12 protein-coding genes and 1 pseudogene are annotated in these 12,494 nt (G+C 44.8%); all 13 read left to right on the forward strand.

Features of this window, described 5'->3' with window-relative positions; all coding sequences use genetic code 11:
* Positions 1-259 (forward strand): annotated as a pseudogene (locus tag ABD796_RS09475) (glycosyltransferase family 4 protein); the annotation flags it as partial.
* 446 nt (positions 260-705) lie between these two features.
* Entirely contained in the window at positions 706-1,347 is a 642-nt protein-coding gene (locus tag ABD796_RS09485; RefSeq protein WP_344906459.1) for a TetR/AcrR family transcriptional regulator, read from the forward strand.
* On the forward strand, positions 1,344-2,225 hold the full coding sequence (locus ABD796_RS09490) for an ABC transporter ATP-binding protein (protein WP_344906462.1): 882 nt from the start codon (positions 1,344-1,346) through the stop codon (positions 2,223-2,225). The genes ABD796_RS09485 and ABD796_RS09490 overlap by 4 nt, the downstream gene beginning before the upstream one ends.
* A complete protein-coding gene (locus ABD796_RS09495) occupies positions 2,222-3,814 on the forward strand; it encodes an ABC transporter permease (RefSeq protein WP_344906465.1) in 1,593 nt (530 codons plus the stop codon). Before ABD796_RS09490 ends, ABD796_RS09495 begins: the two co-directional genes overlap by 4 nt.
* 348 nt (positions 3,815-4,162) lie before the next feature.
* The gene (locus ABD796_RS09500; protein ID WP_344906468.1) at positions 4,163-4,435 is read left to right on the forward strand and encodes a YciI family protein; all 273 of its coding nucleotides are present in this window, start codon (positions 4,163-4,165) and stop codon (positions 4,433-4,435) included.
* Between the two features lie 13 nt (positions 4,436-4,448).
* The gene (locus ABD796_RS09505) at positions 4,449-5,648 is read left to right on the forward strand and encodes an aminotransferase-like domain-containing protein (RefSeq protein WP_344906471.1); all 1,200 of its coding nucleotides are present in this window, start codon (positions 4,449-4,451) and stop codon (positions 5,646-5,648) included.
* Positions 5,649-5,661: 13 nt separating this feature from the next.
* The gene (locus ABD796_RS09510) at positions 5,662-6,645 is read left to right on the forward strand and encodes an MBL fold metallo-hydrolase (RefSeq protein ID WP_344906474.1); all 984 of its coding nucleotides are present in this window, start codon (positions 5,662-5,664) and stop codon (positions 6,643-6,645) included.
* A 48-nt stretch (positions 6,646-6,693) separates the two neighbouring features.
* Positions 6,694-7,992 (forward strand): LLM class flavin-dependent oxidoreductase, encoded by a 1,299-nt coding sequence (locus ABD796_RS09515; RefSeq protein WP_344907402.1) that lies wholly within the window; start codon positions 6,694-6,696, stop codon positions 7,990-7,992.
* A gap of 48 nt (positions 7,993-8,040) precedes the next feature.
* Positions 8,041-8,793: an amino acid ABC transporter ATP-binding protein gene (locus tag ABD796_RS09520; protein WP_344906477.1), complete on the forward strand. Its 753-nt coding sequence runs from the start codon at positions 8,041-8,043 to the stop codon at positions 8,791-8,793.
* Between the two features lie 28 nt (positions 8,794-8,821).
* Positions 8,822-9,697 (forward strand): transporter substrate-binding domain-containing protein, encoded by an 876-nt coding sequence (locus ABD796_RS09525; protein ID WP_344906479.1) that lies wholly within the window; start codon positions 8,822-8,824, stop codon positions 9,695-9,697.
* A 33-nt stretch (positions 9,698-9,730) separates the two neighbouring features.
* Positions 9,731-10,423, forward strand: a complete 693-nt coding sequence (locus tag ABD796_RS09530) for an amino acid ABC transporter permease (RefSeq protein ID WP_344907405.1) — start codon at positions 9,731-9,733, stop codon at positions 10,421-10,423.
* Between the two features lie 12 nt (positions 10,424-10,435).
* Positions 10,436-11,155, forward strand: a complete 720-nt coding sequence (locus ABD796_RS09535; RefSeq protein ID WP_344906481.1) for an amino acid ABC transporter permease — start codon at positions 10,436-10,438, stop codon at positions 11,153-11,155.
* Between the two features lie 272 nt (positions 11,156-11,427).
* Positions 11,428-12,483, forward strand: coding sequence for a chorismate synthase (gene aroC, locus ABD796_RS09540; RefSeq protein WP_344906484.1), 1,056 nt, complete (start codon positions 11,428-11,430; stop codon positions 12,481-12,483).
* Positions 12,484-12,494: the final 11 nt, after the last annotated feature.

Here is a 12,494-nt window from a genome sequence, read left to right on the forward strand (position 1 = left end):
GCTGCAAAACCCGCAAACCAGCATGAATAGCAACCATGCGATTGCAAGAAGATTTCGTTCGTTGTTTTCAGGGAAAGGGCACCGATGGGCAGAGCCGAATTTATCGAGCCTAAAAAGCCTGATGAGCTTGGCGTATCGTCACCCTGAGCTTTGTAAAAAGAAAGGTCGACAAGGACGTCTGGATATGAAAAAGTTTTCGTGGAACCGAGCCGGAGCCGCATTAAAAAAAGTTGTGGAAATCAAAGAGTCTGTAAAATAGAGATGAGAGGTTCAAGTTCGGATCTGAGAGAGCCGGGAGGTGCAACTCCTCCGGGTTACTCACCCTTCCTTTGCGGCTCATGCTGCCTTCCATATCGTCACCAACTCCTTCGTCATGCGTTCGGCTATCTGGAATCCCACGATTTTACGGCTGTAGTCGCCCAGACTTAATTGGCAGCCTCTGGCCGAAACTGCCGATTAAGGATATTCGCTGCAACCGGCAAACTGTGTTTCGAATAGGTCGTTCCATCACCGGACCGTTTAATACATAGGGACGATCAATGTCTACAAGTATCGGCACAAAAGCAGAAACAGCGACAGACCAAAACTTTATGATTCAAAGTCCTAGTCCGCCGCGGTTTCATTTAGGCTATAGACTACACTGGTCGATTGTAGTATTCTGGAAATAGACCACATTGGTCGATTTTTAGAAAGCAGGTGTTGTTTATGCTTAAGCGTTTTGAAGCACTTAAACCCGAAAAAAAAGATCGCATCATCAATGCGGCACTTATGGAGTTTGCCACTAAAGATTATGACACCGCTTCTACAAATGCCATTGTGACCGAAGCAGAAATTGGAAAAGGGATGTTGTTTCATTACTTTGGCAGTAAGAAAGAATTATATTTGTTCCTTTACCAACATGTCGTGCGGTTGGCTACTGAGGAAGTTTTTGCGGAGTTGGATTTAAGTCAAGGCGACCTGTTAATTCGTTGGAGACACTTAACATTCTTAAAACTGGAAATGACGAAGAAACATCCAATGATTTTTGAATTTGCAGCAATAGCCAATAAGGAAGAAGCCGCAGATGTGAAACAAGATATTGCGTTGATCAACCAACAAATCCTTGTCGAGTACGGAGAAGAAAAACTGTTTCATGGGTTGGATTTAACGCTTTTTAAAGAAGAACTGGATGCTCAAAAAGCAATTCATATCATCATTTGGTCTATCGATGGATTTGTAGCGGCAGAAAAGAAACGGATGGAAAAGCCGTTCTTCCAAGAACAGTCGGAGATCGAAAACATGTTAATCCGAATGGATGATTATATATCTATTTTACGAAGAGCCTTGTATAAGGAGGCATTCCATTGAACGCAATCAGATGCAAGGATCTTCATAAATCGTATGGAAAAACGGTGGCTCTGGACTATCTGAATTTATCCGTTGAACGGGGTGAGGTTTATGGATTTATTGGCCCGAATGGGGCAGGGAAATCTACCACCATCCGTATTTTACTTGGACTGCTCCATAAAGAAAGCGGAGAGGTAGAGCTGCTTGGCGGCGATCCGTGGAGAGATGCGTCTACTCTTCACAAGCGGCTTGCCTATGTTCCCGGCGATGTCAGCTTATGGGGCAATCTAACAGGCGGCGAAGTGATCGATATGTTAGGAAATATGAGAGGCGGCTTTGAAGTAAAACGTAAAAACGAGCTCTTGGCGCGATTCGAACTGGATCCTCGCAAAAAATGCAATACGTACTCCAAAGGTAACCGGCAAAAAGTAGCTCTTGTCGCGGCTTTCGTATCGGATGTAGACCTTTATATTTTAGATGAGCCTACTTCTGGACTTGATCCGCTTATGGAGCTGGTGTTCCAAGACTGTGTTACTGAGATGAAAAAGCAAGGCAAAACGGTCTTTCTATCCAGCCATATTTTAGCTGAAGTAGAAGCTCTCTGTGACAAAGTAGGAATTATCCGCAAGGGGAAGCTTATAGAAACGGGTACTTTGGATGAACTCCGTCACTTAACGCGTACTACGGTCATCGTGGAAACGATAAAACCCGTTACCGATTTGGGGGAGTTTATTTTCGATAAGTCAACAGAGGGTGGTAAACTACGTTTTTCGGTGGATACAAGCAATTGGGATGAAGTTTTAAAAAGGCTTACCTGCTTTGGTGTAAAATCTCTTGTCTGCAAACCGCCTACATTAGAAGAACTCTTTATGAGGCATTACGGGGAGACGATTACATGAACGCATTTACGGGTACTTTACGTCACATTCGATTATTCCTGCGCCGTGAGAGATGGATGATTTTTTTATGGATTGGATTAGGCATTTTAATTCCTCAGTCCACTGTTAGCAGTGCCGCTGCCTTTTTAGCCACGGGTGGTTCCTTAGAGGAATTCGCAAATGAAATGGCCGGCAACCCTGTTGTGCGTGCACTTTTAGGTTCTGTGCATTCGGAAACTTTAGGCGGTATCGTTGCCTGGCGTTCAAGCGGACAAATGGTTATTCTCTTTGCGCTATTCAGTATTTTGACGGTTATTAGACATACGCGTGCCGAGGAAGAAGCGGGAAGACGGGAGCTACTCTTATCTGCACCCATTGGGAAGTTAGCTGCACCGACGGCTATCCTCATTGTGGTTTGCGGCATTGAAGCTATTATTGGGGTTCTTATTGCGACTACTCTGAGCGGCAATGGAGTTATGTTTTCCGAGTCACTCCTTATGGGGCTTACTATGGCTGCCGCTGGTTGGGTTTTTGCCGCTATTGCTTTGCTTTGCGGAGAATGGAGCCGCTCGTCATCGGGCGCAAGAGGTTTAGCGTTTACATCGCTTGGGATTCAATTACTCGTACAAATGATTAACAATGGAAACGGTGGATATACCCCACTCAAATGGCTAACCCCTATGGCATGGAATCGAATCTCGTTGCCATTTGCGGAAAATCGCTGGATATTTCTTCTATACCCTATAGTCATTGCTGTGTTGATTTCGAGTTGTGCCTTCTGGTTTTGTCTGAAAAGGGATCTGGGATCGGGCATTTATCAAGGAAGAGAGCCCCAATTAAACAAATCATATCCTAGAACGCCTTTGGCATTGGCGTGGCGGCAACAAAGAGGATTGTTCGTCTCATGGGTGGTTGCTATCGCTTTGACGGGTGATGCTGTAGGTATGGTAGCTGCAAGTGTTATGGATGTGCCGGGCATGGATGTGCTTAATCAATTAGGCGACTATGGTTGGATGAATCAGATGGCGGGCGCTGATGCATTTATATCGATTTTCGTATATGCCCTTTGTTTCGCGTTTCCAATCTATGGGATACTGTCCGTTCAAAAAATGCGCGTAGAAGAAACAGAACAAAGAGCAGAGCTTCTGCTGAGCTTGCCGGTATCCCGCAACGAGTTTATACAAAGTCACTTGGTGTTTTCATTTGGGGGAATGGCGGTTATCTTATTGGCTTTCGGAATTTCTCTTGGACTAGGCTATGGTTGGGCAAGCGGTGAGAGCCAAGTATGGCGCATGCTGATCACATGCATGGCAAAATTACCTGCCATTTGGTTGTTCACAGGCGTAGCGGTGATGTTATATGGTTTCATTCCGAAAATTTCTGCGCTCGGAAGCTTTGGTGTGTTAGGTTTGGTGGCCGCTCTGGAACTTTTATGGGAATCTCATTTTATTGGATGGGAATGGTTGTCCTTGTCACCGCTTGCCTACGTTCACTATTCTAAAGTATTTGTAGGTACCTTCCCGCTACTAGCGACAATTGTCCTTACAATCATTACCGGAATACTCGCCATTGCGGGTTCATGGAAATTTAGGAAGCGGGAGATCATTTAATTAGCGCAAGCATAATGATTTGTCCAGAAGTGACGGGAAGAAAATACGATTTCTGGTCCCCGTCAAGAACATGATTTCATTGTGGCAAAAAGCACCTTCATCTCCACTTTCTTAGTGGATTTGAGGGTGCTTTTGTTTGATCGATCGGATGTTTGCTCCGCTAAGGGAAACCAGAAGAACCTGATTATTCCATAGGTCCCAAGAAATTTGTCTGGTTTTCGGTTTTTTAATAAAAAAATGTCGAAATTTAACGAATAATTCATTGTAAAAGTGATTTTCATAGACTATAATAGCCTTTAATTCATAGTAAACCACTATAAATAATATGTCTTATAGGAGAGATGGGGAATGGTGTTTTTTGCTGTATTTGTAACCGAATTGGATAATACAAAAAAAGATCAATATTTTTCGGATCATATGAAATATTTGGATGATTTACGCGATCAAGGAACCATTATTGCAAACGGCAAATTTGCCGATGGTTCCTTGGGATTGATTATATTCCGTGGCGAGTCTCAAGCTGAAGTAGAAGACATTTTATCTCGTTCTCCTTTCGCCATTCATGGTGTTCGCGAGTTTAAAGTTCATGAATGGGTAGCGAAATGGGGACCTGAAATTTAGGAGAGCGATAAATATGATCGAATCTTTTATCTATAATCGCTTTTTACAAAATACGAGAACAATGGGCGGCACGAAAAATGATAATCCGGATCAAGTCCATTTATCGTTCGGGTATCCTTATTCCGATTTGTTTCCGATTCAAGAGCTCGCGGAGGCGGCAAGACAAGCGACTTTCGATCAAGGAAAAAGTGCTCTTCATTATTTCGGCGGCCCCGCCATTTCCTACTTGCCAAGCTGGGTAGGCGGACGTCTTGAAAAAATCGGGATCCAAGTGCCGGTCGAACAAATCAAAATTACGATTGGCGCTGCGCAAGCGATCGAAGTCATGGCGCGTATTCTATGTAACGCAGACGATGAAGTGTGGGTCGAAAATCCCAGTTTCTTTGGTGCCATTCGTATGTTTGGTCTTGCGGGCGCCTCGATCATTCGACCATTTGAAATCGATTCGAACGGCATTGTGATCGAACCCTTGAAAGTGGAATTGGAGAGAAGAGTGCACGCAGGCGAGGCATTGCCCAAGCTGTTGTATGTCATGCCGAACTATCAAAATCCAACGGGAGTTTGTTTGTCTGTTGAACGCAGAAAACAATTGGCTGATTTAGCGAAAACGTATGGATTTTATATATTGGAAGACGATGCCTATCTGGAGTTGAACTATACAAACAAGTATCTGCCTGCCATTCATACCTTTGCTCCAGAGCATGTGATTCATATTGGGACCTTCTCTAAAATTATCGGTCCTGGCGTTCGCTTAGGATGGGCAGTCGTTCCTCCGGTATTACTGAAATTTGTACAGCAATTTATGAGCGGTTCGCAAACGAATCCATACATGCAAGAGATCGTATCCGCCTATTTGCAGAACAACGATTTTCAAGCGTATTTGGACGGCGTGAATGCCCATTACAAGGATCAAAGAGATACGATGGTACATGCGCTTGTACACACATTTGGAGATCTTATAGACGTCCAAGTACCACAGGGCGGATTTTTCTTGAGCGTTCGTTTCAAACAACAGACCGATGTCATTCAACTGACGCAGATTGCGGAACAACGCGGGGTTAGCGTCCTGAATGGTAGTGCCTTTTATGCAAATCGCGAAGGAAGAAGCACAATCCGATTGTGTTTTACGTATTGCTCCAAGGAAAGAATCGCGGTCGGTATTCAGCGTTTATATGAGGCGTACCAACAATTAAACGATACGACTAAGGCTTGAGGTGGAAAATAATATGAGTCATTATACGCTGCAGCCGCATGGGATTTATCAAATTCGTCTCCCAATGGGTAACCCGCCTTGGATGAACAGTTATTTGCTGCCGGATGGGGATGGCTACGCATTGATCGATCCCGGCTTTAACACAGAAGCCATTATTGCTTTGTGGCAGGAAATCAGTGAAGAGATCGGGTTTACATTTGATCAAATTCGTAAAATTTTAGTGACGCATCATCATCCGGATCATTATGGTCTTGCCGGCTGGTTTCAACAGCAATCCGATGCACCCGTTTATGTATCTACTATTGCGAAAAAACAAATTGAAGGGTTATGGGGAGAAGGCAGACCGCTTGTTTCTTATTTCTTAGAAACCTATCGCAAGAACGGACTTCCGGCAGACTTGCTCGAGCAGTTGGGAGAACATTTGAAAAACAATATGCAGCAAGTGCTTCCAAAGCCGACACTGACTACATTGGATGAAGGAGAAACGATTCAAATCGGAGATGCAACGTTCGAGGTATTGCATATCCCGGGTCATGCTGCAGGTCACAGTGCATTTTACAGTGAAGAGTTGCAAGTGATCTTTGTAGGCGATCAAGTCATGCCCGATAGCTTGCCGGATACATGCTACGTGTCCGACGAGTTTGATCCGAATCCAATTCATAGTTTTATCCACTCGTTAAATAAATTAAAGCCGTATTCCGTACAAGTGGCGTTTCCTGGTCATCATCAGCCATTTGCCCATTTTGGCGAGCGGTTAGAGCAATTGAAACGGTTGAACGCCGAGCGTCAACAAAAAGTGGTGGATCAATTTACGACAGAGGAATGGAAAACGGCTTACGAAGCGTATTACGGCGTATTTGAACCCGTACCGGCTTTGATTCAAAAACGATTTCATTTTACAGAAACCATATCGCGAGTCCGGTATGCTTTGTCTGAAAGATTAATTGAGCAATCCGAACAAAACGGAATCGTGAAATATAGAAAAATAAGCTCGTGATGTAACAGAGAGGGGGACAATGCAGTGACTGCCAAACGCAAGAAACAAATGAAATTAGGTGCCCGTGTATTCGGAATTGGACATTATCGTACCTCTTGGCGTCATCCCAACGTACCGTCGGACGGCAATGTAAACTTTGAAGAGCATGTCCGTCAAGTTCAAGAAGCGGAAGCGGCAAAATTTGATTTCGTATTTTTCTCTGATCGCCTGTACTTTGACGAGCATAGCGCTCCAAAGTCATTAAATCAGTTTGAGCCCTTAACGTTGCTTGCCGCACTAGCTTCCATTACCAAAAATATTGGTCTAGTCTCTACACTATCGACTTCCTATTCAGAGCCTTTTAACGTCGCGCGTCAATTTATGACGATTGATAAAATTAGCGGCGGTCGTGCCGGTTGGAACGTTGTTTCTACCGCATTAAGCGGAGCATCTTTAAATTTTAGCCGCGATGTCCATTATGGGCATGCCGAACGGTACAAACGTGCCAAAGAGCACTTGGATGTTGTGCAAGGTTTATGGGATTCATGGGAAGATGACGCGTTCATCTATGACAAAGAAAACAATGTCTTTTACGATAAAAATAAGCTCCACACTTTGAACTATGAAGGTGAGTTTTTCAAAGTTCGCGGTCCCTTAAACATCAATCGTTCACCACAAGGACAACCCGTGATTTTTCAAGCAGGTCAATCGGAAGCGGGTAAAACATTTGCGGCAGACTATGCGGAAGGCGTATATACAACACCGATTACGTATGAAGAAGCACATCTATTCTTTGAAGATTTAAAAGCTCGTGTTGTAAAAGCGGGTCGTGACGAAGACGATATTCTGATCTTTGCCGGCTTGAATCCGGTCATTGGCAGAACAGAAGAAGAAGCACAAGCAAAGTTTGAAGAAGTTCTTTCTTATATCACCTATGAAGAGGCATTAACCGAGTTAAAGCTGTTCTTTAAAAATGTCGATTTGTTTAAACTGGACCCGGATGCACCTTTCCCTGACTTGCAAGATGAAGGAAATGAAGGGTATAGCTATATGGCAAATCGTATTAAAAAAGCGGTAAAAGAATTAGGCCTAACCCTTCGACAAGCTGCATTTCGCTATGGATCGCCAAAATCCGAGTTTGTAGGAACTCCCGAACAAATTGCAGATCGCATGCAAAAATGGTTTGAGGGTCGAGCATGCGACGGTTTCTTCGTATGGCCCCCGTACAGTGAAGGAACACGAGAGTTCATTGACCTTGTATTACCGATCTTGCGTGAACGCGGATTGTTTAGAGAAGAATATGAATCTACGACATTGCGCGGAAACTTGGGACTGGATTTTGTTCCAAATCGTTATGCTAAAGCTTGATAGGAACACTGTTCTCGATTGAGCAACGTGAGAATTGGGGGTGGAGAAATGCTTCAGTTGGACAATATCCATAAAAAATTCGGTTCGGAAGAAGTACTGAAAGGAATTTCCTTACAGGTCAATCGCGGGGACGTTATTTCGATTCTCGGTCCAAGCGGATCAGGGAAAACAACGCTCTTAAGATGCATTAATTTGTTGGAGAGACCCCATAAAGGAACGATTACTATCAGTGATTTATCGGTCGATGCCGAGAAATTATCCCGCAAAGATATTTTGAAACTACGTCGAAAAACAGCGATGGTATTCCAGTCGTATAACTTATTTGCCAACAAAAATACACTGGAAAATGTGATGGAAGGTTTGATTGTTGTTAAGAAGATGAAGAGAGCGGAAGCAAAAGCAAAAAGCTTGGCTCTGCTTGAGAAGGTGGGATTGGCAAACAAAGCCGATCATTATCCGTCTCAATTATCCGGCGGACAACAACAACGTGTCGGTATCGCAAGAGCGCTCGCTTTAGATCCTGAAGTTATTTTATTCGATGAACCAACGTCTGCGTTAGATCCCGAATTGGTGGGAGAAGTGCTGGACGTGATTAAACATATAGCTCAAGAGGGGGTAACGATGATTATCGTTACGCACGAATTGAGTTTTGCTCGAGATATTTCCACACAAGTCGTTTTTATGGAAAAAGGGAATATCGTCGAACAAGCTACACCGAAGCAGCTTTTCTTTAACCCCCAGCAACAGCGAACCAAAGAGTTTATTAGTAGTCGCATATCCGAATGGTCCTATGATATTTGATTAATCCATAGAAAAGGGAGTATGAGATATGAAAAAGTTTTCTTTAGCAGCAGTTATCCTCGCATCCGCTTTGGCGGTAACGGCATGCGGCTCTAGTTCCAACAAAGACAACGGCGGAGCGCCTTCGACAGGCGGCGGTCAACCTGCTGCTGCAAAGGTAACGGTGCTTAAAGTAGCACGAAATGCAGTACCCAATCCTCCGTTCAGTTATTTGAATGACAAAAATGTAATGGACGGATATACGGTGGAGTATTTGAAATTATTGGACGAGCGTCTGGAAGAATATAAGTTCGAATATGAAGAAATCGCTCGCGAAGCTATGCTTGTCGGTGTAGAGTCCGGTAAATACGATTTCGCGGCAAATTTCTACTACCGTAACCCGGAGCGCGAAGCGAAATATTTGTTCAGCGCAGTCGAATATGGGTATTCGTTGAATTCTTTGATCGTAAAAAAAGATCGGGATGATATTCGTAGCTTGGACGATATGAAAGGAAAAAAATTAACTCCGATGAGCCCATCCACTGGATTGCGCACGTTGGTCGTCGATTACAACAAGAAAAATGCGAGCAATCCCATTCTTGTTGAAGATATCGATGCAGTAACGGATGCAGAAGCTGTGCAATGGGTAGCAAGCGGTAAATATGACGCCTTTTTAACCAATACGACAGTATTCGAGAACGTAAATGCGCAATTGAAATTGCCTTTGAAAATTGCGGCTTACGTAACAAAGGAACCGATTTGGGTATTATTTAACAAAGACAAAAAAGACCTGGCCGCACGTTTTGACGAAGCAACAAAAGCCTTGATTGATGACGGTACATTGCCGGCACTTTCTGAAAAATGGTTTGGCGTGAACATGTTCAAATCGCTTAAAGACGTGAACGAGCAATATAAATTTAAATAATTTGTTGAACGGAGGGGCAACCCATTGCTTAATATGGCAGAAGTCATCGATGCGTTTTGGAAGCTTCTTCCTAAACTGCCCCTTACGTTATCCTTTACGGGATTGGCCTTAGTTGGGGGGACTTTACTGGGATTTGTGTTAGCGCTAATTCGAATTTTTCAAATCCCGGTGCTTTCTCAATTGATTGTTGTGTATATTTCTTTTATGCGCTGCACGCCTGGTATCGTACAATTATTTTTAATTTTTTACGGACTACCGAAGCTATTGCTTCAAGTTGGCATCCATATTAACTCATGGAGTAATTTTACGTTTGCAGTGATCGCCTTTGGACTGCATTGTGGAGCCGTGATGTCAGAAGTAATTCGTTCTGCCTATTTGGCTATACCGAAATCGCAATATGAGGCAGCGAGTGCAGTCGGAATGTCGTATTTCCAATCGTTGCGACGCATCATTATTCCGCAAATGCTGCGCATTGCAACTCCGGTTATTGGAAATAATGCGATTTCGATTTTTAAAGAATCGTCTCTGGTGTTTACCGTCGGTGTTGTTGATTTAATGGGTCAAGCTCAAATCTTAACCCAGCGTAAATATGGGATCACTCTAATTGAAACCTATTTGGCTGTATCGTTTATCTATTGGTTCTTTTCGATGATATTTGGCCGTTTGCTTACCTTCTATCAGAATCGTACGGAACGGAAATATAAGATTATGGCTAGAAGGGCATAGAGGTGATTCCATATGTTATTGGATTGGGATTATATGTTGAGCAAGCTGCCTTTAATTATTGAAGCAATACCGAGAACGTTGCTGTTAGTGTTGGTATCGGCATTCATCGGGTTTATTTTCGGTTTTTTATTAGCTATTGTTCGTTCTTATAAAATACCCGTGTTATCCCAACTGGCAACAGCGTACATTTCCATTTTCCGCGGCGTACCGTTGCTTGTTCAAATGTACCTCGTCTATTTTGGATTACCACATTTATTTGTGTATGTAAATGAGGCTTTTGCAATTACATTTTTTCCTGCCGAGTTTAACAAGATGTTTATTGCGCTTCTCATTTTTTCGCTGTATACAGCAGCATACCAGGCAGAGGTTTGGTATTCCGCACTTCGTGCAGTGGACTACAATCAAATGGAAGCTGCATTATCGGTCGGGATGACCTTACCACAAGCGCTGATTCGGATTTTTATTCCTCAAGCATTAGTAAGTGCCATTCCGAATTTTGCAAATTTATTTATTGCTTTATTTAAGCAGACGTCACTTGCTTTTACGATAAAAGTAGTTGATATTATGGCAGTTGCAAAGATGGAAGCGGGTTCTACTTATCGCTATTTGGAAATGTATGTGCTCATTGCAATTGTCTACTGGGTTTTGATATTGGCATTTGAACGGGCATTCGTATTTTTAGAAAAATATTTTTCAAATCAGAAAAAACATCGCGCTGTTTCTAGAGGGTAATGAAGTGAAAGTCAGACACTTGGGACTAGGAGCAAGGGGGTTAAGCAGCTTGTATGCTTAACTCCTTTGCTTTTTTGCGTTTATTGACTTCAGCTCATAAAAAATCGTAATCCCGATCATGGAATCGTTTGCTGCACAGGCGCTTAGTAATGTGAAATCTCTGAAGTGATATAGATTGTATCTATGGAATGCATATAAGATTTGGATTTTATTTATTTCATTCCCTGGATTACAATCAAGCTATACTATCACATAAGACGGAGGCTAGCGCGATGGCAGGAAGCAGCTTTGGGGAATGTTTGAAGATCACCACGTTCGGCGAGTCTCACGGCGAGGCGGTGGGGGTTATCGTGGATGGCGTCACGCCCGGGGTGGAACTGCACGAGCGGGACATCCAGATCCAGATGGACCGCAGAAAACCGGGCCAGTCGGCCGTCACTTCGCCCCGCAACGAATACGATATCGTGCACATTGTCTCCGGAATCTATGAAGGCAAAACGACGGGAACGCCGCTTACCGTTATTTTATATAACAAGGACATGAGACCGGAAGCGTACGACGATATTCGCGAATCGTTCCGCCCGGGACATGCGGACTATACGTATTTGAACAAATACGGCTTGCGCGATCATCGGGGCAGCGGCCGGGCTTCGGGACGGGAGACGGCTGGTCGGGTGGCGGCGGGGGCCATAGCCCGCAAATTGCTGGAGCGGCGCGGCGTGCAGGTCGTCGCGTACACGAAGGAAATCGGCGGCATTGCGTGCCGGACGTTCGACGAAAGCGAGATCGAGCGCAACCCGGTTCGGGCCTGCGACCCGGAAGCGGCGGCGAAGATGGTGGACAAAGTCGTGCAGCTGGCATCCGTCGGGGACAGCTGCGGCGGCATCGTGGAGTGCGTCGTGCGCGGGGTAGCCCCCGGCATCGGCGAGCCGGTGTTCGACAAGCTCGACGCCGAGCTGGCCAAGGCGATGCTGTCGATCGGGGCGGTGAAGGGCATCGAGTTCGGAGCCGGCTTTGCCGCTGCGGCGATGCAGGGGAGCGAGCATAACGACGCGATGAGCGCCGACGGCTTCCTGACCAACCACGCGGGCGGTATTGCGGGCGGGATCAGCACCGGGCAGCCCATCGTGTTCCGCATCGCCGTCAAGCCGACGTCGTCCATCTCCGTTCCGCAACATACCGTCCGCGTGGACGGGGAGGAGCGGATTATCGAAACCCGGGGCAGGCACGACCCGTGCATATGCCCCAGAATCGTCCCGGTCGTGGAGGCGATGGCCTGCCTCGTCGTCGAGGACATGTACAAACGGCAAGCTGCGCTGAGAAATTGAGCGGTCCGAAG

The sequence above is a fragment of the Paenibacillus hodogayensis genome, from assembly GCF_039536325.1.
GTDB classification, from domain to species: Bacteria; Bacillota; Bacilli; order Paenibacillales; family NBRC-103111; genus Paenibacillus_AB; species Paenibacillus_AB hodogayensis.

What these genes read in the sequence shown, in the direction of transcription:
- ABD796_RS09485 (WP_344906459.1), top strand. Translation starts at nt 706, where the DNA reads ATGCTTAAGCGTTTTGAAGCACTTAAACCCGAAAAAAAAGATCGCATC.
- ABD796_RS09495 (WP_344906465.1), top strand. Translation starts at nt 2,222, where the DNA reads ATGAACGCATTTACGGGTACTTTACGTCACATTCGATTATTCCTGCGC.
- ABD796_RS09500 (WP_344906468.1), top strand. Translation starts at nt 4,163, where the DNA reads ATGGTGTTTTTTGCTGTATTTGTAACCGAATTGGATAATACAAAAAAA.
- ABD796_RS09505 (WP_344906471.1), top strand. Translation starts at nt 4,449, where the DNA reads ATGATCGAATCTTTTATCTATAATCGCTTTTTACAAAATACGAGAACA.
- ABD796_RS09510 (WP_344906474.1), top strand. Translation starts at nt 5,662, where the DNA reads ATGAGTCATTATACGCTGCAGCCGCATGGGATTTATCAAATTCGTCTC.
- ABD796_RS09515 (WP_344907402.1), top strand. Translation starts at nt 6,694, where the DNA reads ATGAAATTAGGTGCCCGTGTATTCGGAATTGGACATTATCGTACCTCT.
- ABD796_RS09520 (WP_344906477.1), top strand. Translation starts at nt 8,041, where the DNA reads ATGCTTCAGTTGGACAATATCCATAAAAAATTCGGTTCGGAAGAAGTA.
- ABD796_RS09525 (WP_344906479.1), top strand. Translation starts at nt 8,822, where the DNA reads ATGAAAAAGTTTTCTTTAGCAGCAGTTATCCTCGCATCCGCTTTGGCG.
- ABD796_RS09530 (WP_344907405.1), top strand. Translation starts at nt 9,731, where the DNA reads ATGGCAGAAGTCATCGATGCGTTTTGGAAGCTTCTTCCTAAACTGCCC.
- ABD796_RS09535 (WP_344906481.1), top strand. Translation starts at nt 10,436, where the DNA reads ATGTTATTGGATTGGGATTATATGTTGAGCAAGCTGCCTTTAATTATT.
- aroC (WP_344906484.1), top strand. Translation starts at nt 11,428, where the DNA reads ATGGCAGGAAGCAGCTTTGGGGAATGTTTGAAGATCACCACGTTCGGC.